Genomic DNA, 24,446 nt, shown 5'->3' on the forward strand with positions numbered 1-24,446 from the left:
TCCAGTAGTTGCCGCATAAGCCTGTCGGTTAAGTTCAAAATCAACCTTTTTGCACTAGATAGGGGTAGTTTGCGCTTTTTTGGCTATTCTGAAGGTTTTGTTTCATAGTAAAGAAATCAAAATCTGGGGACACAAACTTCCGTTTACCCCGGGAGCAATACCAAAAGGAAAACCGAGACTGGCAAAAGCAATTGGAAATATTGTGGCAAATACGCTTCTCACAGAGGAAGATCTGAAAAAGAAAATCTTGTCTGACGAAACCGAAAATGCAGTTGTGGAAAAAATAATGGATGGATTGTCGACAAATCTTCATACTTCTATTAACAGGATTTTCCCTGAAGAAGAATACACAAATGCGAAGGAAAAAGTCACAAACTTATTGACGGATCAGATTCTGGAATCAGTACAGAACATGAATCTGGAACATATAATTGTTGAAGAGGCAGGAAAAGCAGTAAAATCAAAGACAAAAGGGACTATGTTGGAAATGTTCCTGAACGATGAGATGCTAAATTCTCTGATTCAGCCGGTAGGAGGCGAAATCGTCAATTATATCCAGGTAAGCGGGGCGGATTACATTAAAGGTGAGATCAGCAGAAAACTGGCCGCACTGGAAGAAAAAAGCATTTTGGAATTGTGCGATAATCTGAATGTTTCACAGGATTCCGTGCGCGGGATGGTGTCGTCACTGTACCAGACGGCGATAGAATCGGCAGCAGGAAATCTGGTCAGCAATTTGAATATTGCCGGAATTATTGAAGAGAAAGTCAGTGAAATGAGTATTGACGATTTGGAGAAGATGGTGCTTTCTGTTATGAAGAAAGAACTGGATACGATCGTAAATCTTGGGGCGCTGGTAGGAGCGATTCTGGGGATGTTGAATATCTTTATTTAGCATAATGGATAAAGTAGAATAAATGGTTGGGAAGAAGTACTTTGAAATGGAGTACTTCTTCTTTTATGCATTTTGGGGTACCCGTCCCTCTAAAGGATTATAATATTTTTGCAATTACCTATTGACTTTGACGCAGCGTCAAGCAGTATCCTTTATATATACCGGAGGTGAAAAGCGTGGAATACAGTATCAGAGAGTTGTCGCAGATGGCGGGAGTCAGTGCACGGACTTTACGTTATTATGACGAAATCGGGCTTCTGAAACCCCTTTATGTAACTGAGGCGGGATACCGTTATTATGGGGAAAAGGAAGTCGATATCCTGCAACAGATTCTATTTTACAGAGAAAGGAAATTTGACCTGAAGAGTATTAAAAAGATGCTCTGCGAGGATGATTTTGATCGGATGCGGGCACTGGAAGAACACCTCGCAGAACTGGAAAAACAGCGTGACCGTCTGGAAATGCTGATCGGTACAGTGAAACAGACAATATCGGCAATGAAAGGAGAATGGGTGATGAGTGATCCGGAAAAATTCCAGGCATTTAAAGAAAAAATGGTTCGGGAAAATGAAGAACAATATGGCAGGGAAGTGCGTGAAAAATATGGAGATGAGGAAGTGGATGCCTCCAACAGAAATATGTTGAATATGACGGAAAATGAATGGGAGCATTTTCAGAAACTGGAAAGAGAAATCAGAGAAAGTCTTCAGGATTGTGTGAGGAAAGGTGTCAGAGCGGACAGCGAGGAAGCGAAGCACATTGTGGAACTGCATAAAGGATGGCTTACGTCAACGTGGAAGAGTTATTCGGCTGAAGCGCACAAAGGTGTAGCTGGCATGTATGTGGCGGACGAGAGATTCCGGCAGTATTATGATAAAGAGCAGACAGGATGCGCAGAATTCCTGAAAACGGCAATAGAATTTTGGGCGGATCGAATGTAAAAGATAAGGTGGCTGGATATTCAGCCACCTTATTTTTTTATTACTTGCAAATATACTTCATCAGTGGTAGGCTATCTTTCTTCAAATCATTTTAACAGTATGAATCTCTGTAATAAAAGAATGTCAAAAGTATATCTATTTCAATTATTTTTTCGCGATATTACCAACATATAGCTTATTGAAAAGAAGATGGGAATGAATAGGATTCGGTTTCTTTTCCTGGATTGTCATGTTACAATATAGACAATATCAGATATCTAATATAAAAAGATACGACGGTTTCCCATTTTCGTTTTATTTCATATGAAAGGGGAAACAAATGAAAAGCGAGACAAAGATTAACATCGCTTCTGCGAGTCATATCGGGGCTTTATATGATAATGGGATCAAGCTGCTTTTTCGATGTAAAGAAATCATTGTACCAATAATGGAAATGGTGGTTCCGGAATTTAGTGATTGCAGCCAGCAGCAGATTGCAAATTGCCTTGATATATCATCCGTTTCATCGTAAGAAATTGTGAAAAGGGCGCTTTATTATGTGGCGAGAAGCTTTTCAGAGCAATTGAGTGTGATTACGGGAAAAACAGATTATTCTATCTTGGAAAAATGTTATTCAATTTGGATTTGCTCAGGAGATATTCCCGGAAAGCTCCAGGATACAATGACGCAATATTCTATAAAAAAGAAAGATATTTTTCAAGAAACAGATGAACCTGAGGCAGATTATGATCTAATGACAGTGATTATTATTCGCAGAGGAAAAGGAACTGAAAAAGAAAGTATTTTTGATTATTTAAATGGCGTATTTTCATGTGACATTGATAAAATAGAAAAATATTCGCATGTAGAATGGGCGGAAACATTTCGAGAGGAGATGAAAACGATGACGGGATCTGGAGATGCTTTGATTGAAAAAGGAAGAGAACAATTACATTTATCACAATTCTCAACCTTTGTCATATGTTAAAAGAGAAAGGATTTTTGTGATGAATAATCAAAACTGCTGTAAAGACCAGAAACATGAATTTCAGGCTGCAACGTTGATTGACAGTCCGATTGATTTTAAATGTAGATAAGTGACTGGGGGACGGGTGACCTCACCCGTCCCCCATTATTATCGAATTTTATCGTCTTGCATCGAATTTTGTCGCAAACCCTGAATATTACGAAAAAGGATGTATACTTGGTTAGAGTAAACTTACGAGGGGGGATGCCATGTGAAAGCGATAAAGAATAAAGATAAGGACTGTCATAACAGAACAACAAGGGTCGGAATCAAAGAGATTGCTGCGGAAGCAGGGGTGAGTCCGACGACGGTATCGAATGTCGCATTGGGAAAAACGGAACGAATTTCGGAGAAGACCGTGCAGAGGGTACAGAGACTTCTTGAAGAGAAAAAGTATGTTCCGAGTATGGGAAACAGGCTGCTTTCAGGCAAATATTCTTGTGTAGTCGGTGTCATGATAGGCAAAAATTTTAAAAATGCAGAAGCAGGAGAAGCTGCGCTGTGGATCCGGGAAGTAGAGAAGGAGATATACAGGTGTGGCTGCTATATGCTTCTGCATTTTGCTGCTTCGGAAGAAGAAATTCTGCGTCTGGCAATGATGTGGAAAATGGAAGGGATCATTCTGACCGGATTTGAAGGGAAAATGGAAGAGAGCGTCCGCAGCAGATGTGCGATACCTGTAATTTCGGCGAAGATTGGAAATGCAGTGGAGACGGAGCTGGAGGCTGGTGAATTAATGGGCAGATATGTTCTGAACTACGGACACAGGAGTGTCTGTTTTATGGACGATGAAAATGCCCATGCATACTGGCGGGGGATGAAGCGGGCATTTCAAAATGAAAAGGCTGCATCTGTCCAGGTTAAATATCTCCAACTGCCGTCTGATAGGGACAACAGGATTGATTTTTATAAAAAGAACCTTGCCAGGGAGGCATTTGAGGAAAAACTGCTGGTTTTCGCAAATGAGTATCATGCGGCGGAAGCGATGGGATATCTAGGGGATATGGGGATTTTGGTGCCTGGGGAAGTGTCTGTGGCAAGTTTTGGAGATGATATTTTTGCGCCGCTCATGAGACCTGGGCTTACGGTTGTGAAGATGAATCCTCTGCAGAGTGCAGTGAAAACAGTGGAAATGCTATATGCTCTGATGCGTGATGAGACTGTAAATTCTGGGAAAGAGCGGATCGAACTTGTCCTTCGGGATTCTGTGAAATAACGATGGATCAGGAATTGTCTACTTATAGAATCTATCTATTAAGATATTGAATTTATCGATTTGACGAATGAATTTCAGAAGCATACACTGGATATAAAGCGTAAAATAAAATGCGTAAAAACTTAAGAAAAAGTTGGAGGGAAGCATGTATCAAGTAGGAATTGATATTGGGTCCAGTGCGGCAAAAGCAGTTGTGATGAATGAAGGAGAAGTTGTCAGAACACTTTTGTTAAACACAGGATTCAACAGCAGAAAAACGGCAGAAGAAATTTACGAAACGTTTAAAAATGAGGGGATTACCAAGGAAAATGCCAGATATGTGGCAACCGGATATGGAAGAATTTCGGTTCCTTATGCAGACGATGTGATTACCGAGATTACCTGTCATGGAAAAGGGGCAGCATTTTTGTTCCATGAAGACGGTACTGTTATTGATATCGGAGGCCAGGATACGAAAGGGATTTCCCTGAAAAAAGGAAGAGTCATGAAGTTTATCATGAATGATAAATGCTCAGCGGGAACCGGAAAGTTTCTGGAGGTCATGACGAACAGACTGGGGCTCACACAGAATGAGCTTTCCGAACTCGCGCGCAAGGGGAATCCGATCACGATCAGCTCTATGTGCACCGTGTTTGCCGAGTCCGAAGTAATCAGTCTGATTGGAAAGGGTACACCAAGAGAGGATATTGCATATGGTGTGATCGAGTCGGTTGTGACGAAAGTGGTCCAGCTGATTTCCCAGGTTCCGGCTGAACAGTATTTCCTGACAGGCGGTCTTTGCGAAGACGAATATATCATCGAACGACTGGTGAAAGCGCTTGGAGCACCGGTTTCAAGTGCACCGCTTGCACGTTATGCAGGTGCAGTCGGGGCAGCTTTGATGGCGGAATAAATGGCACATCAAACGGAATAATGAAAGACAAAGGAGAACAAGAATAAATGGAAGCATTTGAATTACCGAAAACATTTGACGAATTTGTTGACGCGCGGAAAGCCGGGTTTTTGAAGGTAAAAGAATTCAAGGAAAATGGGGGGAAACTGGCAGGTTGTCTCTGCTCCTACACGCCTTCCGAACTGATGGATGCAGCCGGTGTCGCAACGGTGGGACTTTGCGGTACAAGTAACGAGACGATTGCGGATGCTGAGAAGGTTCTTCCGAAGAATCTTTGCCCGCTGATTAAAAGTACCTATGGGTTTGCATACTCACAGAAATGTCCGTATACTTATTTTGCAGATATGATCATTGGCGAGACGACCTGTGATGGTAAAAAGAAGATGTATGAGCTTCTGAATGAACTCAAAGAAACGTATGTGCTCCATCTTCCGCAGAGTCAGGAACGCGCCTATGCAAATAAGATCTGGTGTGAAGAGCTTCGGCTTCTGAAAGAACGCCTGGAAGAGAAGTTTGATGTGGAGATCACCGATGAAAAGCTGCGCGAGGCGGCTGCCAAGAGAAACCGGCTGAGAAAAGCGCTCTGCAGCATGTATGAACTGCAGGAAAGCTGCCCTCCGGCACTGAAAGGAACAGATATGATGCTTGCCCTCCAGCAGGGAACCTTTACATTTGATCTGGATCAGCAGATCGTAAATATTGAAGCCCTCGTTGAAAAAGCGAAAAAAGCGTATGAAGCAGGGGAACGTCCGGTCCCGGAAACAGCGAAACGAATCCTTCTCACCGGATGTCCGTCAGCCGGTGTCATTCAGAAAGTCGGAATGGTTATAGAGAATAACGGCGGAGTGCTTGTTTGTCTGGATGACTGCGGCGGAGAGCGTACAAACAAGCTGTTGGTTGATGTAGAGGCAGAAGACATTTTACAGGCAATCGCAGACCGCTATCTTGCAATCAATTGTTCTGTCATGACAACCAATTCAGGCAGACTGGAAAATACAAAGAAAATGATTGAAAAATATAAAGTAGACGGCGTGATCGAGGTCGTTCTTCAGGCTTGCCATACTTTTAATGTGGAAGCAGCTCAGATGGGCCGGATGGTAGAAGAACTGGGCATTCCTTATATGAAACTGGAGACAGACTATTCCACCACAGACAGCGGGCAGATTGAGACAAGAATTGCTGCATTTATTGAGATGCTTTAGAAGAAAGACAGGGGAAGAGACAGGGGGACAGGTACATTGACTCAGTTGTGAGTCAATGAACCTGTTCCCCTGTCTCTCCCTTGTCAAATAGTAATGAAAATGATAAAATTTAAGAAAGTCACTTGACAAAGATATAGTGAATTGTTACAATAAAAAAACAGAACGCACTCTGTTTTTAGAAGAAAGAGGTATGTTATGAGAAAACAAGCGTATTCTATTTTAGTACACAATAACCCGGGACTTCTTAGCCGGATGGCAGGACTTTTCAGCCGTCGGGGGTATAACATTGAAAGCATCACGGCAGGAACGACTGCGGATCCGAGATTTACAAGAATTACGATCGTGGCAAGCGGTGACGAACAGATCCTTTCTCAGATTGAGAAACAGGTACGGAAGATGGAGGATGTGATTGATATCAAATTATTGAATACAACAAACTCTGTATGCCGAGAACTGATGATGATCAAGATCCGTGCAAATGCATCCCAGAGAGCGGAGATCATTTCCGTATCAGACATTTTCCGTGCGAAGATCGTAGATGTTGAGAAAGATTGTCTGATGATTGAATTGACGGGAACAGAATCCAAGTTGGAAGCATTTATGGAGCTTTTGGACGGATATGAGATTCTGGAACTGGCAAGAACCGGAATTACCGGGCTTACCCGTGGATCAGACGATGTTGTATACATAGATTAAAGATTGCGGGAGCGAAGAGGGAAGAACCGCAGACATTCATTTTTATCAGGAAGCTAGGGGCCTATCGCCTTTAACTATAATACAGAAAAAGCAAAGCTTAGGAGGAATATTAAAATGGCTAAAATTTTTTACCAGGAAGATTGTAATTTATCCGTATTGGAAGGACAGAAGATCGCAATTATCGGATACGGAAGCCAGGGACATGCACACGCTCTGAACCTGAAAGAATCCGGATGTGATGTCATCATCGGACTTTATGAAGGAAGCAAATCTTGGAAGAGAGCGGAAGAACAGGGCTTCCAGGTTTATACAGCAGCAGAAGCTGCAAAGCAGGCAGATATCATCATGATCCTGATCAACGATGAACTGCAGGCAGATATGTACAAGAAAGACATTGAACCGAACCTTGAAGAAGGCAACATGCTGATGTTTGCACATGGTTTCAATATTCATTACGGATGCATCACTCCTCCGAAGAACGTAGACGTAACCATGATTGCACCAAAAGGACCTGGACATACAGTAAGAAGCGAATATCAGGCAGGTAAAGGTGTTCCGTGTCTGGTAGCTGTAGAACAGGATGCTACAGGAAAAGCACTTGACAGAGCACTTGCATACTCACTTGGAATCGGTGGAGCAAGAGCAGGTGTCCTTGAGACAACCTTCAGAACAGAGACAGAGACAGACCTTTTCGGTGAACAGGCAGTTCTTTGCGGTGGTGTATGTGCACTTATGCAGGCTGGTTTCGAAACACTGGTAGAAGCAGGATATGATCCGAGAAATGCTTACTTTGAATGTATCCATGAAATGAAGCTGATCGTTGATCTGATCTATCAGAGCGGTTTTGCAGGAATGAGATACTCTATCTCCAATACAGCAGAATATGGTGATTACATCACAGGACCGAAGATCATCACAGAAGATACAAAGAAAGCAATGAAGAAGATCCTTTCCGATATCCAGGATGGTACATTCGCTAAAGAATTCTTACTCGACATGTCACCGGCAGGACGTCAGGTACACTTCAAAGCAATGAGAAAGAAAGCAGCAGAACATCCGGCAGAAGTAGTAGGCGAAGAAGTAAGAAAACTCTACAGCTGGAGCAACGAAGATAAATTGATCAATAACTAGTCGATAGGCAACGAGCCGGTCACATAAAAAGAAAGGATACCGCGAGTCATGCTTGCATGAACTTGCGGTATCCTTTCTTTTTATGTAGTTGGCGACGCCAACGGTCGAACGAGCTTGTCTCGTGAGACTCAGACCGGCTCGTTGCCAAACCCAAAATCATTCACCCCGCGAGTCATGCTTGCATGAACTCGCGGTATCCTTTCTTTTAAAGTATTCATAGGATGAATTGCATAAATCTCACCGTTATGTTATACTGAATTCAGTGATAATTCCCAAAACGAGTCGGAATTAAAGGAGGAATAAAATGGACGAGAGATTTGAAGATCTTCGCTCGACGAAGAACCCGAAAGCAAGAATTAAGATATTAAAGGGACATTTTGCAACCAGCCATTCTCACATCAATACATATATTGATATGTCTACGGTCAAAGTAAGACATAACAACTGCCGTGAGACGGCGAAGGTACTGGCGTCAGAATATGTAAGTACAACGATGGTTGATACGATCGTATGTCTGGAGGAGACGGATACCATCGGAACATTTATGGCGGAACAGCTTGCCGATATGAACCCGCTCTCTCTTAGTAAGGGAAACAATATTTCACTTGTAACGCCGGAATACCATGAGGGAGGCCAGATCATTTTCCGTGATAATAAGCAGAGAATGATTAAGGATAAGCAGGTGCTTCTGCTGGCAGCATCGATCACGACCGGTAAGTCTGTAAAACAGGCCATCGAGTCCGTGCTGTATTACGGGGGAACTGTTTGCGGAATCTGTTCGATCTTCAGTTCTGTAAGTAAAGTGGCAGGAATGGAAGTGAAGACGATCTTCACAAGTGCGGATCTACCGGATTATCGCGCATATAAGCCGCTCGAGTGTCCAATGTGTAAGGAAGGAAAGCGGATCGAAGCGATCGTGAACAGCTTCGGATATTCGAAATTGTAAAGGACATTATAAAGAGCAATCGGAGAAGATTTGCAGAATCGACTAAACAAAGGCAAATAAAAAAGACAACCACATGACGGAATGGTTGTCTTTTCCTATTTGCAAATTTATCTCGAAACGAAATTAAGCAATCTCGTTAACAGCCTTTGTTAAACGGGAAATCTTTCTTGCGCAAGTGTTTTTGTGATAAACACCTTTCGTTCCTGCTTTGTTGATTACAGAGATTGCTTCTTTTAAAGCAGCCTTAGCAGCTTCAGCATCTTTCTTAGCAACAGCAGTTTCTACTTTCTTAACATAAGTTTTCACTTTAGATTTGATTGCTTTATTTCTAGCTGTCTTTGTCTCAGTTACTAAAATTCTCTTCTTAGCAGATTTAATGTTAGCCATTTTCCGACACCTCCAAATTCTGATTCATTTCTTTCATTGCCGACAGAACGTGACACGGAACATCTGCCGAACACACTTATTTATTGTATTCGAATAAATATTTCTTGTCAATACATATTTTGTGTTTTTTGAGAAAAACTAGGAATAAATGCGGTAAAGTAAAACAGAAGGCAAGGGGGAACAGTATGATCGAGAAATACAGTATCCGGACAGATCTGGCTTTGGAGCAGAAAGAGCGTTTTGAATCGGACAATGTCGAGGTTCAGGGAGTATCTCTCACGGAAGAATATAATGAAGAACTGGAGATCCGTGTGACCACGGTGAAGATAGAGACGGAGAAAGGCGCGAAAATCATGGGAAAACCGGTGGGAAGCTATATTACCATGGAAGCGCCGAATATGGCGGTGCCGGATGAGGAGTACCACCGGGAGATTTCCAGGGAGCTTGCGAAATTTATCAAGGATATGGTGCCTGAAAAAGAGGAGGATTATCAGGTGCTGATCGTGGGACTGGGGAACCGGAAAGTGACACCGGATGCTTTGGGACCTTATGTTGTGGATAACCTGAATGTCACACGCCATATTTTCAGGGAGTATGGAAAATATGCGATGGGGGAGGAAAAGGCGGAAAGTGTCAGTGCCATTGCGCCGGGGGTGATGGCGCAGACCGGAATGGAAACGGTCGAGATTATACGCGGGGTGGTTAAGGAGACGAACCCCGATTTCATTATTGCCATCGATGCGCTTGCCGCGCGGAATTCCAGAAGGCTGAACCGGACGATCCAGGTCGCGGACACCGGAATCCATCCGGGATCGGGCGTGGGAAATCAGCGCAATGCGATAACGAAAGAGACGGTTGGGATACCGGTCATTGCAATCGGGGTTCCCACGGTAGTGGATGCGGCGACGATTGTCAACGATACGATGGAGAATTTTCTTCAGGCGTTGGAAGAATCCGAGACGCTCAAGGGAGTCGGACTGGTCCTGCAGGGGTACAATGCTGCGGAAAAGTATGAACTGGTCAGGCAACTGATCTCCCCACATTTAAATGGAATGTTCGTGACGCCCAAAGACATTGATGAGACGGTAAAAAGGATCAGTTATACGATTTCAGAAAGTTTAAATATGCTGTTCGCCCATGAAGAAGAAAAGGAGAAGGAATAATCTGTCGCCACGTTGCATAAAATAGGAAAGCGAAGGTAATGTCGCAGGTTTGAAATCGAGGCGGAAAATATGAAAAAATGGCGGATGAGTACACTCCTTACGGGAATCATTATCTGCATACTCGGAGGCTATGTGCTCCTTAAGGGAAGCAGGCAGATCTGGAATTCATGGAAGCTGCAGATCGCGCAGGAAATTCGGGAACATGCGGAAATGATGTATTTTCCAGGGATCGCATGCAGCGAAAAACAGTCGGATAAACGATCGGTAAATGAATGGATCTCCGGGATGGCGATGAATCTTTTCCCGCTTGGTAAATATATAGGAAGTAAAAGTGATGCGGAGTCTGCGGTGGAGGATGAGGCTACCTATGAGATGCTGGTGAGAAGACAGGCTGAGGACGAAAACCAGGTGGACGATAATGGAAATCTTGTAGGGCAGGATGAAAGCCAGATAACGCAGACACCCACTGTGGCGGCGGCAGATATTTCTCTGGAAAAACTGTCGGATTTTGAGTATCTGGTCAGCAGTTTCTATACGGTAGACAGCGTGACCTATGTGGAATCTTCGGACCTGAATGCGGCAGAGCTGATGAAGAAGGATATGAGGATCCAGGGAGATGCCGAAGGTCCGAAGATTCTCATTTTCCACACGCATTCACAGGAAAGCTTTATCGATTCCAATGGGGATCCATCGACCAGTATCGTGGGGATCGGAAGGTATCTGGCGGAGCTTCTTACAAACAAGTACCATATCGAGACCCTTCATCATGAAGGGGTGTATGACCTGATCGACGGCAAACTGGATCGAAGTGAAGCGTACGAGCTCGCAAAGCCGGAAATTGAGCGGATTCTGAAGGAGAATCCGGGAATCGAAGTCGTCATTGATCTGCATCGGGACGGTGTGAAAAGCACCACGCATCTGCTGACGGAGATTAACGGAAAGCAGACGGCGCAGATCATGTTTTTTAACGGTATGTGCAGAACCAGAGCGAACGGCAATCTGACGGGAATGACGAACCCATATATACAGGATAATCTGGCATTTTCTCTGCAGATGAAAATTGCTGCGGAATCGAAATATCCCGGATTTGCGAGACGGATTTATCTGAAGGGCTACAAATATAACATGGATCTCTGCCCGAAGATGCTGTTGATCGAAGCGGGAGCACAGACGAACACGGTGGAAGAAATGAGAAATGCCATGGAACCGCTTGCCGAGCTTTTGAATGATGTTCTGCAGTGAATTTTCGTGTTACTTGACAAAACAGGAAAGTTTGGGATAAAATTCATAACATACGAAAAAAGAAAGGGAACGGTAAATATGGCAAAACAATCTACATACGATGCGGATAGTATTTCCATACTGGAAGGACTGGAGGCTGTCAGAAAGCGTCCGGGTATGTATATCGGAAGTGTCAGTACGAAGGGACTGAACCATCTGGTCTATGAGATCGTGGACAATGCGGTGGATGAGCATCTGGCAGGATTCTGCGATCGGATCGAGGTGACGCTGGAGAAGGACGGATCGGCTACGGTGAACGACAACGGCCGCGGGGTACCGGTTGGAATGCACGCAAAGGGTGTGTCGGCGGCGCGTATTGTATATACGACACTTCATGCGGGCGGAAAATTTGACGATTCAGCATACAAGACGAGCGGGGGGCTGCACGGGGTAGGCTCTTCGGTCGTCAATGCGCTGTCCACATATATGGATGTAAAGATCAGCCGGGAGGGCGCGGTACATCACGACCGGTATGAGAAGGGGCATCCGGTGATCGAGCTGGAAAATGGGTTACTGCCTGTCATCGGGAAGACGAAGAAGACGGGAACCTGTGTCAATTTCCTGCCGGATCCGGAGATTTTTGAAAAGACCCGTTTCCGGGAGGAAGAGATTAAGAGCCGTCTGCATGAGACCGCATATCTGAATCCGGAGCTGACGATCCTTTTTACAGATAAGAGAAAGGAACCGGAGGAGCGGATCGAATATCATGAGCCGGACGGAATCATTGGATTTATCAAGGATCTGAACTCCAAGAATGAGACCCTGCACGAACCGGTCTATTATAAGGGAGAGGCCGAAGGTATCGAAGTGGAAGTCGCATTCCAGTATGTAAATGAATTCCATGAAAATGTACTCGGTTTCTGCAACAACATTTACAATGCCGAAGGCGGAACGCATCTCACCGGGTTTAAGACCACATTTACCACGATCATGAACCAGTATGCGAGAGAGCTGGGGATCCTGAAGGAAAAGGACAGCAATTTTACGGGCGCCGATGTCCGGAACGGAATGACGGCGATCGTATCCATCAAGCATCCGGATCCGCGGTTTGAAGGGCAGACGAAGACCAAGCTGGATAATCAGGATGCTGCAAAAGCCACCGGAAAGGTGACCAGTGATGAGGTGACGAGGTATTTCGACCGGAATCTGGAGACGCTCAAGAAAGTGCTTTCCTGTGCGGAAAAGGCGGCGAAGATCCGTAAGACCGAGGAGAAGGCCAAGACCAATCTTCTGACGAAACAGAAGTATTCCTTTGACAGCAACGGGAAGCTGGCGAACTGTGAGAGCCGGGATCCCTCCAAATGTGAGATCTTTATCGTCGAGGGGGACTCGGCGGGAGGCTCTGCGAAGACGGCGCGAAACCGGATGTATCAGGCCATCCTTCCGATCCGCGGAAAGATCCTCAATGTGGAGAAGGCCAGCATCGACAAGATTCTCGCCAACGCGGAGATCAAGACCATGATCAATGCCTTCGGATGCGGATTTTCCGAAGGGTACGGAAACGATTTTGACATTACGAAACTACGGTATGATAAGATCATCATTATGGCCGATGCGGATGTGGACGGTGCGCACATTTCCACGCTGCTTCTGACGCTGTTCTACCGGTTTATGCCGGAACTGATCTATGAGGGACATGTGTATGTGGCGATGCCACCGCTCTATAAAGCGATGCCGAAAAAGGGAGAGGAAGAGTACCTGTACGATGACAAGGCACTGGAGCGATACCGTAAGACGCATGAGGGACCATTTACCCTTCAGCGCTACAAAGGTCTCGGAGAAATGGACGCCCAGCAGCTCTGGGAGACCACACTGGATCCGGAGAGAAGACTGCTTAAGAGAATCGAGATAGAAGACGCCCGCATGGCATCCAGCGTGACGGAGATGCTGATGGGAACGGAAGTACCGCCGCGCCGCGCATTTATCTATGAGAATGCGACGGAAGCGGAACTGGATATTTAGGAGGGAAGGCAATTTGGAGAATTCACAGATTATCCGGACAGAGTATTCGGATTTGATGAAGAAATCATATATCGATTACGCGATGAGTGTCATTGTGTCCCGCGCGCTTCCGGATGTGAGAGACGGACTGAAGCCGGTACAGAGAAGAACACTTTACGATATGTATGAACTGGGAATACGGTATGACAAGCCTTACCGGAAATGCGCCCGTATCGTCGGGGACACCATGGGTAAATATCATCCCCACGGGGACAGTTCTATTTATGAAGCGTTGGTTGTGATGGCTCAGGATTTCAAGAAAGGCATGGTACTCGTGGACGGTCACGGCAATTTCGGCTCCATCGAGGGGGACGGTGCTGCGGCCATGCGTTATACGGAGGCGAGACTGGCGAAGATCACGCAGGAAGCGTTTCTGGCGGATCTGGATAAGGATATCATCGATTTCGTGCCGAACTTTGACGAGACCGAAAAGGAGCCCTCCGTACTTCCGGTGCGTGTGCCGAATCTGCTGCTCAACGGAGCTGAAGGAATCGCAGTCGGTATGGCAACCAGCATTCCGACCCATAATCTGGGAGAAATTGTGGATGCGGTGAAAGCATACATGAAGAACAACGACATTTCCACGAAGCAGCTCATGAAATATATCAAGGGCCCGGATTTCCCGACGGGAGGGATCGTGGTCAACAAGGATGAGCTTCTGAATATCTATGAGACCGGAACCGGGAAGATCAAGATCCGCGGGAAGGTCGATGTGGAAGAGGTCAAGGGAGGACGCAAGAAGATCATTATTTCTGAGATTCCATACACCATGATCGGTGCGGGAATCGGAAAATTCCTGAATGACGTGGCGAACCTGATCGAGACAAAGAAGACGAATGATATCGTGGACATTTCCAATCAGTCCTCCAAGGAAGGAATCCGCATCGTGATCGAAGTGAAGAAAGATACGGATGTGGAGAACCTCATCAACATGCTTTACAAGAAGACCCGTCTGGAAGATACTTTCGGCGTTAATATGCTTGCGGTTGCAGACGGAAGACCGGAAGTCCTGGGTTTGAAGAAGATTATTGAGTATCATGTGGATTTCCAGTTTGAACTGGCAACCAGAAAGTACCGGACACTTCTCAATAAAGAAAAGGACAAAAAGGAGATTCAGGAAGGCCTGATCAAGGCCTGCGATGTGATCGACCTGATCATTGAGATCCTGCGGGGGAGCAAATCGGTGAAGGAGGCAAAGGCGTGCCTGACTCAGGGAATCACGGAGAATATCAAGTTTAAGTCAAAGATTTCCCAGAAGATGGCATCCATGCTGCGCTTTACCGAGCGTCAGGCGACGGCGATCCTGGAAATGCGTCTCTACAAGCTGATCGGACTGGAGATCGAAGCGCTCATGAAGGAGCACGAAGAGACGCTGAAAAATATAGCACGCTATGAGGATATCCTGAATAATTATGACTCCATGTCCGAGGTTATCATGGATGATCTGGATGCACTTAAGAAGGAATATGCGGTGAAGAGGCGGACGGTGATCGAGAATGCTGAGGAAGCTGTCTTCGAAGAAAAGAAGGTGGAAGAGCAGGAGGTCGTACTTCTGATGGATCGTTTCGGCTATGCAAAGACGGTGGATGTTTCTACTTATGAAAGGAACAAAGAAGCTGCCGACAAGGAGAATAAATGCATTCTTACCTGCATGAATACCGGAAAGCTGATGCTGTTCACGGCGGACGGCAAGATGCATCAGGCCAAGGTACAGGATCTGCCTTACGGAAAGTTCCGCGATAAGGGGCTTCCGGTGGACAACGTAAGTAATTACGACAGTACGAAGGAGGAGATCATCTATATTTGTGATGACCGACAGCTGTATTTCGCAAAGCTTTTGTTTGTCACGAAGCAGGGAATGCTGAAAAAGGTGGACGGAAGTGAGTTCCAGGTGGCAAAGCGGACGATCGCAGCGACGAAGCTGCAGGATGATGACGCGGTTGTGAGCATTCAGATTGTGAACGACAGCCAGAACGTGGTGCTGATGACGGAAAACGAATATGTACTCCGGTTTGCTGCGGAAGAAGTGGCCGAAAAGAAAAAGGGTGCCGTCGGAGTGCGGGGAATCCGGCTCCAGAAGAAGGATGCCGTGGAGAAAGTGGTTCTGTTTGAAGAGGGAACGGAAGCAAAGGTTATGTTTCATGAGAAAGAGATCACACTGAACCGTCTGAAGCTGGCACGGCGGGATGGAATCGGAACGAAAATGAGAAAATAGCGGAAAATACTTGATTTTGAGAATTGAAAGTGTTATAGTTATTACCAGTAACATAGGAAATGAGCAGAAGAGTGGACGAAAGTTCACTCTTCTTTTTACGAAGTGCCCGGTGACGGGACAGATTCAAAAAGAAAGGAAGTTGCAGATTGTCAAAAAGAGAAGTGTATGAACAGAAAACGGAAGAAATTCTGCTTCCGATCCTCGAAAAGCATGGATTTGAACTCTGGGATGTAGAGTATGTCAAAGAGGGAAGCAACTGGTATCTCAGAGCTTATATCGACAAGCCGGGGGGAATCATGGTCGATGACTGTGAGGTGGTCAGTCGCGAACTGTCCGATATTCTGGACGAGAAAGATTTTATTGATGAGGCATATATTCTGGAGATCAGCTCTCCGGGACTGGGACGCCCGCTTAAGAAGGAGAGAGATTTTGAACGAAGCCTGGGCGAGGAAGTGGAGATCCGGACATACCGGGCAATCGACGGACAGAAAGAATTTCTTGGAATCTTAAAGAGTTATGATAAGGATACAGTTACCATTGAGTATGAAGACGAAGAGACAAAGACATTCGAAAGAGCAGATATTGCTTTGATTCGTCTCGCATTTGATTTCTAGTGACAGGAGGAAAAAAGAAAATGAACACAGAATTATTAGAAGCGCTTAATATTCTTGAACAGGAAAAAGACATCAGCAAGGAAACGCTGATGGATGCAATTGAGAATTCACTGATCAGCGCATGTAAGAACCATTTTGGAAAAGCTGACAATATTAAAGTGATCATGGATCGTAAGACTTGTGACTATTCTCTGTTCCAGGAGAAAACAGTTGTTGAGACGGTAGAGGATCCGGTGGAAGAGATCAGTCTTACCAATGCAAAGATGATGGATCCGTCCTATGAACTGGGCGATATCGTACAGATCCCGGTCGAGTCCAAATCTTTCGGAAGAATCGCAACGCAGAATGCGAAGAATCTGATTCTTCAGAAGATCCGTGAAGAGGAGAGAAAAGTCGTTTACGATCAGTATTTTGAAAAAGAAAAGGATATCGTGACCGGTATCGTGCAGCGTTATGTCGGCAAGAATATCAGCATCAACCTTGGTAAGGCGGATGCGATGCTGACAGAAAACGAGCAGGTGAAGGGAGAAGTATTCCAGCCGACCGAACGAGTCAAGTTATATGTAGTTGAAGTGAAGAACACCACGAAGGGACCGAAGATCCTGGTTTCCAGAACTCATCCGGAGTTGGTAAAACGTCTTTTCGAGGCAGAGGTTACCGAAGTGAAGGACGGTATAGTGGAGATCAAGAGCATTGCCAGAGAGGCGGGATCCCGTACCAAGATTGCTGTGTGGTCCAATGACCCGGATGTGGATCCGGTCGGAGCATGCGTCGGTATGAACGGCGCCAGAGTCGGAGCGGTGGTAAATGAGCTCCGCGGTGAGAAGATCGATATCATCAACTGGGATGAGAACCCGGCACTTCTGATCGAGAATGCGCTCAGCCCGGCGAAGGTTATTTCGGTTGCGGCTGATCCGGATGAGAAGACGGCAAGCGTGATCGTTCCGGATTACCAGTTATCCCTCGCCATCGGCAAGGAAGGACAGAATGCAAGACTGGCTGCCCGCCTGACCGGATACAAGATCGATATCAAGAGTGAGACCCAGGCAATCGAATCCGGCGAACTCCCGGCAAATTATATGGAAATGGCCATGGAGGAGGACTATCAGGAGGATGAACCTGCTGAGAATTATTCCGGGGAAGAGGATTATACTTCCGATGATCTGGATCTGTATGAAGAATAATTAGGAGTGATACGTTGAGCGCTATGAGAAAAATTCCCATGCGCAAGTGTGTGGGATGTCAGGAAATGAAGAGTAAAAAAGAAATGTTGCGTATTCTGAAAACAGCGGAGAATGAATTTGTTCTCGATGCGACCGGAAGAAAGAACGGACGCGGGGCGTACCTTTGCTTCTCGAAGGAATGCCTGGAAAAGGCAAGAAAGAACAAAGGGCTTGAACGTTCATTCAAGCAGACGATCCCGAAGGAAGTCTATGAGAACCTGGAAAAGGAGCTGGAAAATCTTGAAGTTGAATAAATCACTGTCCCTTCTGAGTCTTGCGACGAAAGCGGGTAAGACAAAAAGCGGAGAATTCCTTACGGAAAAAGCAGTCAAGGAGGGAGATGCATATCTCGTGATCGTCGCGGCGGATGCATCGGACAATACCAGAAAACGATTTCAGAATATGTGTGATTTTTATAAAGTGCCAATCTATTTTTATGGAGATAAAGATACCTTGGGGCATGCAATGGGGAAGGAATTCCGCGCGTCTCTTGCAGTAACGGATGCAGGATTTGCGAAAGGAATCAGAAAGCAGTTGGATACAGAGAAGGATACGGTTGCATAGGAGGTAGTTATATATGTCAAAATTAAGAGTATATGAGCTCGCGAAAGAGCTGAATAAGACGAACAAAGAGATGCTCGCCATGTTAAAGGAAAAGGGTATCGAAGTTGCAAGTCATATGAGCACTCTTTCGGATGAGCAGGTCGATATGATGAAGAAACCGGCAGCGGCGAAGAAGCCGGCAGAAGTACAGCCGAAAAAAGAGACAGAAGAGACGGAGGTACCGAAGAAGAAAAATATTGTTCAGGTGTTCCGTCCTCAGAATACACAGAACGGCGGACGAAACAGCCGTCCGCAGGGACAGCGTCAGGGAGGCCGTCCACAGGGAAATAATAATGCGCAGGGAGGCCGTCCGCAGGGAAATAACAACGCGCAGGGAGGCCGTCCGCAGGGAAATAACAACGCGCAGGGAGGCCGTCCGCAGGGAAATAACAATGTGCAGGGAGGCCGTCCGCAGGGAAATAACAATGCGCAGGGAGGCCGCCCGCAGGGAAATAATAACGCGCAGGGAGGCCGTCCGCAAAACGGCGGTCAGAATCGTCCGTTTGAAGGAAGAAGAGAAGGGTTCCAGGGAAGAGACCGTGACGACAGAAGAGGCCGTGACGATCAGAGACAGAACCGCACGGGTGAAGGAAGAAGAGAAGGATTCCAGGGAAGAGACCGTGACGACAGAAGAGGCCGTGACGACCAGAGACAGGGTCGCCCATTCGAAGGAAGAAGAGAAGGGTTCCAGGGAAGAGACCGCGATGACAGAAGAGAAAACCGCGATTTCCGCGACAAAGACGGACGTGATTTCCGTGACAAGGACAGCCGCGATTTCCGTGACAAGGATTCCAGGGATGACAGAAGAGACGGTCGTCGTGATGACCGGAGAAAATCCGGCCCGGCAATTCCGGCACCTGCAATTGCTGAGCAGAAACCGAGCCGTACGAAACCGAAGGATGCTCATAAGAAAAAAGAATACAGAAATGATGATAATGACAACGAAGAAAGAATGCCAAAAGGCAAAAAAGGAAAGAATAATACCCCGCAGCCGAAATTAGAAAGACCGCAGCCGAAGAAAGAGGCGGCAGAAGAGCAGATCAAGCAGATCACCATTCCTGAGAAGCTGACGATTCAGGAACTGGCTGACAAGATGAAAATCCAGCCGTCTGTGATCGTGAAGAAACTCTTTATGCAGGGCAAGATCGTGACGATCAATCAGGAAATCGATTTCGATACCGCAGAAGAAATTGCGATGGAGTTCGAAGTGCTCTGTGAAAAAGAAGAAGTGGTCGATGTGATCGAAGAGCTTCTGAAAGAGGAAGAAGAGGACGAAAAGAAAATGAAGAAACGTCCTCCGGTTGTATGTGTTATGGGTCATGTAGACCATGGTAAAACCTCTCTTCTGGATGCGATCCGTGATACCCATGTGATCGAAGGCGAGGCCGGCGGAATTACCCAGCACATCGGTGCATCTGTTGTAGAGGTGAACGGAGAAAAGATCACATTTCTGGATACACCGGGACATGAGGCATTTACTGCAATGCGTATGCGTGGGGCAAATTCTACAGATATCGCGATTCTGGTTGTAGCAGCAGACGACGGTGTCATGCCTCAGACTGTGGAAGCGATCAACCATGCGAAAGCAGCGGGAATTGAGATCGTTGTTGCGATCAACAAGATCGATAAGCCGAGTGCAAATATTGAACGAGTAAAACAGGAACTGACTGAATACGAATTGATTCCGGAAGACTGGGGCGGAAGCACCATCTTTGTTCCGGTTTCCGCTCGTACCGGAGAAGGCATTGATGATCTGATGGAAATGATCCTTCTGACTGCGGAAGTGATGGAATTAAAGGCAAACCCGAACCGTCGCGCAAGAGGTCTTGTGATCGAAGCCGAACTGGACAAAGGTAAAGGTCCGGTTGCGACTGTGCTGGTACAGAAAGGAACTCTCCGTGTAGGAGATCCGGTTGCGGCAGGTTCTGCTTACGGTAAAGTGCGTGCCATGATGGATGACAAGGGACGCCGGGTGAAAGAGGCAGGCCCGTCTACTCCGGTAGAAATCCTCGGACTGAATGACGTTCCGAACGCAGGCGAAGTTTTCGTAGGATGCGGTAACGAAAAAGAAGCGAGAAGCTTTGCAGAGACATTTATCAGCCAGGGAAGAATGAAAATGCTGGATGAAACGAAGACGAAGATGTCTCTGGATGATCTGTTCAACCAGATCCAGGAAGGTAATCTGAAAGAACTTGGTATCGTTGTCAAAGCCGATGTACAGGGATCCGTTGAAGCAATCAAGCAGAGTCTTGTGAAGCTGTCCAACGATGAAGTTGTGGTGAAGATCATCCACGGAGGTGTCGGTGCAATCAACGAATCAGACGTTACACTGGCTGCGGCGTCTAACGCGATCATCATCGGATTCAATGTCCGCCCGGATGCATCTGCAAAAGAAACAGCAGAGCGCGAAGGGGTTGACATGAGATTATATCGCGTCATTTACAATGCGATCGAGGATGTAGAAGCTGCCATGAAGGGTATGCTGGAACCGGTATTTGAGGAGAAGGTTCTTGGTCATGCCGAAGTGCGCCAGACATTCAAGGCATCCGGAGTCGGAACCATTGCAGGTTCTTACGTGCTGGATGGTGTGTTTGAAAGAGACTGTCAGGTTCGTATCACACGTGACGGCATTGTGATCTATGATGGAAAACTGGCATCCCTCAAACGTTTCAAAGATGACGTGAAAGAAGTGAAAGCCGGTTATGAATGTGGTTTTGTATTTGAACGTTTCAACGATATCAAGGAGGGTGACCAGGTAGAAGCATTCAAGATGGTCGAGATCCCAAGATAATAAAGGAAGGCGTTTTGAAATATGAGAAAGAACAGTATTAAGAATACAAGAGTAAATACGGAGGTGCAGCGTGAGCTGAGCAATATTCTGCGCGGCGGGATCAAGGATCCCCGCGTTGCACCGATGACTTCGGTGGTGGCGGTTGAAGTTGCACCGGACTTAAAGACCTGTAAAGCATACATTAGCGTTCTTGGTGATGAAAAGGCACAGGCAGACACGGTAAAGGGACTTCAGAGTGCGGAAGGCTATATCCGCCGTGAGCTTGCACATACACTGAATATGAGAAATACACCGGAGATCCGGTTTGTGCTGGATCAGTCGATCGAGTACGGCGTAAATATGTCGAAGAAAATTGATGATCTGACAAAGGATTTGAAAAAAGAGGATGAGGAACATGTTACAGAAAGCAATTAAGAAAGCGCAGACGATCGCTGTCGGCGGTCATATACGTCCGGATGGAGATTGTGTAGGCTCCTGTATGGGATTATGGCTTTATGTAAAAGAAAACTTTCCCGAAAAAGAGATTCATGTGTATCTGGAGGAAATCCCGAATACGTTCAAGTTCATGAAGGGAACAGAAGAAATCCGTCATGAGATCCCGGATGAGAAGATCTACGATCTGTTTATCCTTCTGGACTGCGGATCACCGGACAGACTGGGATTCTCAGCACCTCTTTATGAGAATGCAAAGCATTCGCTGTGTGTGGATCATCACATCAGCAACCAGGCTTTTGCAGAAGAGAACTATGTACGACCGGATGCAAGTTCCACGTCAGAACTGATCTATGATCTTTTGGATCATGAGAAAATCCCGAAAGCAGTGGCAGAGTGTCTGTACACGGGGATGGTGCACGATACAGGGGTGTTCCGGTACACCAATACCCATCCGTCTACGATGCGCTCGGCCGCAGCATTGATGGAAAAAGGAATCGATTTTTCCAGGATCATTACGGAGACATTTGACGAAAAAAGTTATGTTCAGAACCAGGTTCTGGGCCGTGCGCTTCTGGAAAGTATCCGGTTCATGGATGGGAGATGTATCGTGTCCTCTCTTCGGAAGAAAGATATGGAATTTTATCAGGTACAGCCCAAGTATCTGGATGGCATTGTCAGTCAGCTGAAGCTGACGAAAGGCGTGGATGTCGCTATCTTCATGTATGAGCTGGAAAATGGCACATTTAAAGTCAGCCTGCGCTCTACCGAAGCTGTGGATGTCAGTGAAGTCGCCAGATATTTCGGCGGCGGCGGTCATGTAAGGGCAGCAGGATGCACCATGTCTGGAACGGTACATGATGTGATCAATAATCTGTCAAGAAGGATCGAACTGCAGATGAAAGGCGGGAACGAGGCTTAAATGATACACGGAGTGCTGAATATTTATAAAGAAAAAGGATATACTTCTCATGATGTGGTTGCCCGTTTGAGAAGGATCGTGGGACAGAAGAAGATCGGTCATACTGGGACACTCGATCCGGAAGCCGAAGGCGTCCTGCCCGTATGTCTCGGGAAGGCGACCAAATTATGTGATCTTCTGACTGACAAGGATAAGACCTACGAAGCGGTACTGCTTCTGGGAATTTCAACCGATACGCAGGATACCACAGGAAAGATCCTGGAGGAAAAAAACACGGCGGATTTGAGGGAAGAAGCAGTGCGGGAAGTGGTATTATCCTTTGAAGGCGAGTACGATCAGATACCGCCGATGTTTTCCGCTTTGAAAGTCGGCGGGAAAAAGCTGTATGAGCTCGCAAGAGACGGGAAAGAAGTGGAGAGAAAGCCAAGGCATGTGCAGATCTATCGTATCCGAATCCTTCAGATCGATCTGCCTCGTGTCCGTATGGAAGTAACATGCTCCAAGGGAACCTATATCCGCACACTGTGCCACGATATCGGTGAGAAACTGGGATGCGGAGGATGCATGGAATCCCTGCTCCGGACAAGAGTGGAGCGGTTTGGCGTGGCAGAAAGTCTCCGGATTTCCGAAGTGGAGCAACTTATGGATGAGGGAACACTTCAGGAACATATGATAAAAGTGGATGAGATGTTCCCGGATTATCAGAAGGTGTATCTGACGCCGGAAGCTTCGGCTGCTGTGAGGAACGGCAATTCGTTCCGTCTGGGGGATGTAATCTGGATATCGGAACTTTCTGGATTTCAGAATGCGGAAAGAGTACGGGTCTATGATGAGGAACGGAATTTTATTGCCGTGTATGAATTTGAAAAAGAAAATCAATTATTTAAAATCGTAAAAATGTTTTTTGACAAAAAAGAGAAGTAAGACTGTATACTATGACATAAAGAGGAAATGAAATGGAGTATTTCAAAGGGCTTGCATCCTACCGGGGAGACGGAAGGACAGCGATTACACTTGGAAAATTTGACGGACTTCACCGCGGACATCAGAAGCTGATTCATAAGGTGCGTCAGCTGAAGGAAGCGCATGAAGTGAAGTCGGTTGTGTTTGCTTTTGACATGACACCGCTTTTTGAGCGGCTGGGGCTGCCAAGAGATGGGATCATGTCGAACGAGGAACGGCGTATGCATCTGGAAGATGAGGTGGATGCGCTTGTGGAGTGTCCGTTTACAGAGAAAATCAGCAGTATGGAGGCAGAAGTCTTCATCCGTGACATTCTTTCCGGGCTGTTTCACGCAAAGTATGTTGTGGTCGGAACCGATTTCCGGTTCGGGCACGATAAACGCGGTGATGTGAACATGCTGGCAGAATATGCCGGAGAATATGATTATGAACTGTTCGTGATCGAGAAAGAAATGTATGGAGATCGTGAGATCAGCAGTACTTATGTCAGAGAAGAATTGCGTAAAGGAAATATGCAAGTGGTAAACGAGATGCTCGGGTATCCCTATACGGTTGCCGGAATTGTGGAATATGGAAAACAGCTTGGAAGAAGACTGGGATTTCCCACCCTGAATGTCCATCCTGCCAAAGAGAAACTGCTTCCGCCGAACGGAGTCTATATAGACCGCGTGAAGCTGGACGGCGTGTGGTATGACGGAATCGGCAATGTAGGTGTAAAGCCGACGGTAACAGACGAAAAGCGGATGCTGATAGAAAGCTATCTGTTTGATTATGAAGGAAATGCTTATGGAAAAAATGTGAAGATTCAGCTTTACGAATTCCGCAGACCTGAGAAAAAGTTTGCCTCTGTCGAAGAAATGCGGCAGCAGGTAGAGTCTGATATCTCTTATGGAAGAGAGTATTTCCGTCACAAAAGAGGATAAGGA

24 protein-coding genes are annotated in these 24,446 nt (G+C 46.1%); 23 read left to right on the forward strand and 1 reads right to left on the reverse strand.

All coding sequences use genetic code 11. The features are described from left to right. Positions 1 to 79 precede the first annotated feature (79 nt). From ACTNA4_RS07180 to ACTNA4_RS07225, 10 genes are all read left to right on the forward strand, one after another. A complete protein-coding gene (locus ACTNA4_RS07180) occupies positions 80 to 895 on the forward strand; it encodes a DUF445 domain-containing protein (protein ID WP_441029334.1) in 816 nt (271 codons plus the stop codon). Positions 896 to 1,071: 176 nt separating this feature from the next. Then, positions 1,072 to 1,836: a MerR family transcriptional regulator gene (locus ACTNA4_RS07185; RefSeq protein ID WP_441019027.1), complete on the forward strand. Its 765-nt coding sequence runs from the start codon at positions 1,072 to 1,074 to the stop codon at positions 1,834 to 1,836. Between the two features lie 319 nt (positions 1,837 to 2,155). Then, positions 2,156 to 2,347 (forward strand): hypothetical protein, encoded by a 192-nt coding sequence (locus ACTNA4_RS07190; RefSeq protein ID WP_441029335.1) that lies wholly within the window; start codon positions 2,156 to 2,158, stop codon positions 2,345 to 2,347. Between the two features lie 57 nt (positions 2,348 to 2,404). Then, positions 2,405 to 2,803 carry a hypothetical protein gene (locus ACTNA4_RS07195; protein ID WP_441029336.1) on the forward strand — a complete coding sequence of 133 codons (399 nt, stop codon included), beginning with the start codon at positions 2,405 to 2,407 and terminating at the stop codon, positions 2,801 to 2,803. Between the two features lie 250 nt (positions 2,804 to 3,053). Continuing rightward, positions 3,054 to 4,058, forward strand: coding sequence for a LacI family DNA-binding transcriptional regulator (locus ACTNA4_RS07200; RefSeq protein WP_441029337.1), 1,005 nt, complete (start codon positions 3,054 to 3,056; stop codon positions 4,056 to 4,058). Positions 4,059 to 4,203: 145 nt separating this feature from the next. Next, on the forward strand, positions 4,204 to 4,950 hold the full coding sequence (locus ACTNA4_RS07205) for an acyl-CoA dehydratase activase (RefSeq protein WP_427807189.1): 747 nt from the start codon (positions 4,204 to 4,206) through the stop codon (positions 4,948 to 4,950). Between the two features lie 47 nt (positions 4,951 to 4,997). Continuing rightward, positions 4,998 to 6,152: a double-cubane-cluster-containing anaerobic reductase gene (locus ACTNA4_RS07210; protein WP_427807190.1), complete on the forward strand. Its 1,155-nt coding sequence runs from the start codon at positions 4,998 to 5,000 to the stop codon at positions 6,150 to 6,152. 195 nt (positions 6,153 to 6,347) lie between these two features. Next, on the forward strand, positions 6,348 to 6,848 hold the full coding sequence (gene ilvN / locus ACTNA4_RS07215; RefSeq protein WP_427808033.1) for an acetolactate synthase small subunit: 501 nt from the start codon (positions 6,348 to 6,350) through the stop codon (positions 6,846 to 6,848). 114 nt (positions 6,849 to 6,962) lie between these two features. Next, positions 6,963 to 7,979 (forward strand): ketol-acid reductoisomerase, encoded by a 1,017-nt coding sequence (ilvC, locus tag ACTNA4_RS07220; protein ID WP_427808031.1) that lies wholly within the window; start codon positions 6,963 to 6,965, stop codon positions 7,977 to 7,979. Between the two features lie 304 nt (positions 7,980 to 8,283). After that, positions 8,284 to 8,925, forward strand: a complete 642-nt coding sequence (locus tag ACTNA4_RS07225) for an orotate phosphoribosyltransferase (RefSeq protein ID WP_427808029.1) — start codon at positions 8,284 to 8,286, stop codon at positions 8,923 to 8,925. 123 nt (positions 8,926 to 9,048) lie between these two features. On the opposite strand, the gene rpsT is transcribed toward ACTNA4_RS07225, so the two are convergent. Next, complete coding sequence (rpsT, locus tag ACTNA4_RS07230) at positions 9,049 to 9,312, reverse strand: 30S ribosomal protein S20 (RefSeq protein WP_427820443.1); 264 nt, start codon at positions 9,310 to 9,312, stop codon at positions 9,049 to 9,051. A 185-nt stretch (positions 9,313 to 9,497) separates the two neighbouring features. Between rpsT and gpr the strand changes: the two genes are divergently transcribed. From gpr to ACTNA4_RS07295, 13 genes are all read left to right on the forward strand, one after another. Then, entirely contained in the window at positions 9,498 to 10,475 is a 978-nt protein-coding gene (gpr, locus tag ACTNA4_RS07235) for a GPR endopeptidase (RefSeq protein ID WP_427808025.1), read from the forward strand. A gap of 69 nt (positions 10,476 to 10,544) precedes the next feature. Then, positions 10,545 to 11,717 carry a stage II sporulation protein P gene (locus tag ACTNA4_RS07240; protein WP_441029338.1) on the forward strand — a complete coding sequence of 391 codons (1,173 nt, stop codon included), beginning with the start codon at positions 10,545 to 10,547 and terminating at the stop codon, positions 11,715 to 11,717. Between the two features lie 78 nt (positions 11,718 to 11,795). Continuing rightward, on the forward strand, positions 11,796 to 13,718 hold the full coding sequence (locus ACTNA4_RS07245; RefSeq protein ID WP_427820440.1) for a DNA gyrase/topoisomerase IV subunit B: 1,923 nt from the start codon (positions 11,796 to 11,798) through the stop codon (positions 13,716 to 13,718). Positions 13,719 to 13,731: 13 nt separating this feature from the next. Next, the gene (locus tag ACTNA4_RS07250) at positions 13,732 to 15,972 is read left to right on the forward strand and encodes a DNA gyrase/topoisomerase IV subunit A (protein WP_441029340.1); all 2,241 of its coding nucleotides are present in this window, start codon (positions 13,732 to 13,734) and stop codon (positions 15,970 to 15,972) included. Positions 15,973 to 16,118: 146 nt separating this feature from the next. After that, the gene (rimP, locus tag ACTNA4_RS07255) at positions 16,119 to 16,586 is read left to right on the forward strand and encodes a ribosome maturation factor RimP (RefSeq protein WP_427808017.1); all 468 of its coding nucleotides are present in this window, start codon (positions 16,119 to 16,121) and stop codon (positions 16,584 to 16,586) included. 20 nt (positions 16,587 to 16,606) lie between these two features. Further along, complete coding sequence (gene nusA / locus ACTNA4_RS07260) at positions 16,607 to 17,770, forward strand: transcription termination factor NusA (RefSeq protein WP_427820438.1); 1,164 nt, start codon at positions 16,607 to 16,609, stop codon at positions 17,768 to 17,770. Between the two features lie 23 nt (positions 17,771 to 17,793). Continuing rightward, positions 17,794 to 18,063, forward strand: coding sequence for an RNase P modulator RnpM (gene rnpM, locus ACTNA4_RS07265; RefSeq protein WP_427808037.1), 270 nt, complete (start codon positions 17,794 to 17,796; stop codon positions 18,061 to 18,063). Next, positions 18,050 to 18,373, forward strand: coding sequence for a L7Ae/L30e/S12e/Gadd45 family ribosomal protein (locus ACTNA4_RS07270; protein ID WP_427808013.1), 324 nt, complete (start codon positions 18,050 to 18,052; stop codon positions 18,371 to 18,373). Before rnpM ends, ACTNA4_RS07270 begins: the two co-directional genes overlap by 14 nt. 13 nt (positions 18,374 to 18,386) lie before the next feature. After that, positions 18,387 to 21,203 carry a translation initiation factor IF-2 gene (gene infB / locus ACTNA4_RS07275; RefSeq protein ID WP_441029341.1) on the forward strand — a complete coding sequence of 939 codons (2,817 nt, stop codon included), beginning with the start codon at positions 18,387 to 18,389 and terminating at the stop codon, positions 21,201 to 21,203. Positions 21,204 to 21,224: 21 nt separating this feature from the next. After that, a complete protein-coding gene (gene rbfA / locus ACTNA4_RS07280; RefSeq protein WP_427808009.1) occupies positions 21,225 to 21,617 on the forward strand; it encodes a 30S ribosome-binding factor RbfA in 393 nt (130 codons plus the stop codon). Further along, positions 21,598 to 22,557: a DHH family phosphoesterase gene (locus ACTNA4_RS07285; RefSeq protein ID WP_441029342.1), complete on the forward strand. Its 960-nt coding sequence runs from the start codon at positions 21,598 to 21,600 to the stop codon at positions 22,555 to 22,557. Before rbfA ends, ACTNA4_RS07285 begins: the two co-directional genes overlap by 20 nt. After that, a complete protein-coding gene (gene truB, locus ACTNA4_RS07290) occupies positions 22,558 to 23,481 on the forward strand; it encodes a tRNA pseudouridine(55) synthase TruB (protein WP_427808005.1) in 924 nt (307 codons plus the stop codon). Between the two features lie 32 nt (positions 23,482 to 23,513). Continuing rightward, a complete protein-coding gene (locus ACTNA4_RS07295; protein WP_427808003.1) occupies positions 23,514 to 24,443 on the forward strand; it encodes a bifunctional riboflavin kinase/FAD synthetase in 930 nt (309 codons plus the stop codon). Positions 24,444 to 24,446: the final 3 nt, after the last annotated feature.

It is taken from the genome of Bariatricus sp. HCP28S3_A7 (genome assembly GCF_052066375.1).
In the GTDB taxonomy this organism is placed as follows: Bacteria; Bacillota; Clostridia; order Lachnospirales; family Lachnospiraceae; genus Allocoprococcus.

What these genes read in the sequence shown, in the direction of transcription:
- rpsT (WP_427820443.1), bottom strand. Translation starts at nt 9,312, where the DNA reads ATGGCTAACATTAAATCTGCTAAGAAGAGAATTTTAGTAACTGAGACA.
- nusA (WP_427820438.1), top strand. Translation starts at nt 16,607, where the DNA reads ATGAACACAGAATTATTAGAAGCGCTTAATATTCTTGAACAGGAAAAA.
- truB (WP_427808005.1), top strand. Translation starts at nt 22,558, where the DNA reads ATGATACACGGAGTGCTGAATATTTATAAAGAAAAAGGATATACTTCT.
- ilvN (WP_427808033.1), top strand. Translation starts at nt 6,348, where the DNA reads ATGAGAAAACAAGCGTATTCTATTTTAGTACACAATAACCCGGGACTT.
- ACTNA4_RS07285 (WP_441029342.1), top strand. Translation starts at nt 21,598, where the DNA reads ATGTTACAGAAAGCAATTAAGAAAGCGCAGACGATCGCTGTCGGCGGT.
- ACTNA4_RS07240 (WP_441029338.1), top strand. Translation starts at nt 10,545, where the DNA reads ATGAAAAAATGGCGGATGAGTACACTCCTTACGGGAATCATTATCTGC.
- ACTNA4_RS07210 (WP_427807190.1), top strand. Translation starts at nt 4,998, where the DNA reads ATGGAAGCATTTGAATTACCGAAAACATTTGACGAATTTGTTGACGCG.
- infB (WP_441029341.1), top strand. Translation starts at nt 18,387, where the DNA reads ATGTCAAAATTAAGAGTATATGAGCTCGCGAAAGAGCTGAATAAGACG.
- gpr (WP_427808025.1), top strand. Translation starts at nt 9,498, where the DNA reads ATGATCGAGAAATACAGTATCCGGACAGATCTGGCTTTGGAGCAGAAA.
- ACTNA4_RS07295 (WP_427808003.1), top strand. Translation starts at nt 23,514, where the DNA reads ATGGAGTATTTCAAAGGGCTTGCATCCTACCGGGGAGACGGAAGGACA.
- ACTNA4_RS07205 (WP_427807189.1), top strand. Translation starts at nt 4,204, where the DNA reads ATGTATCAAGTAGGAATTGATATTGGGTCCAGTGCGGCAAAAGCAGTT.
- ACTNA4_RS07245 (WP_427820440.1), top strand. Translation starts at nt 11,796, where the DNA reads ATGGCAAAACAATCTACATACGATGCGGATAGTATTTCCATACTGGAA.
- ACTNA4_RS07225 (WP_427808029.1), top strand. Translation starts at nt 8,284, where the DNA reads ATGGACGAGAGATTTGAAGATCTTCGCTCGACGAAGAACCCGAAAGCA.
- ilvC (WP_427808031.1), top strand. Translation starts at nt 6,963, where the DNA reads ATGGCTAAAATTTTTTACCAGGAAGATTGTAATTTATCCGTATTGGAA.
- rbfA (WP_427808009.1), top strand. Translation starts at nt 21,225, where the DNA reads ATGAGAAAGAACAGTATTAAGAATACAAGAGTAAATACGGAGGTGCAG.
- ACTNA4_RS07190 (WP_441029335.1), top strand. Translation starts at nt 2,156, where the DNA reads ATGAAAAGCGAGACAAAGATTAACATCGCTTCTGCGAGTCATATCGGG.
- rnpM (WP_427808037.1), top strand. Translation starts at nt 17,794, where the DNA reads ATGAGAAAAATTCCCATGCGCAAGTGTGTGGGATGTCAGGAAATGAAG.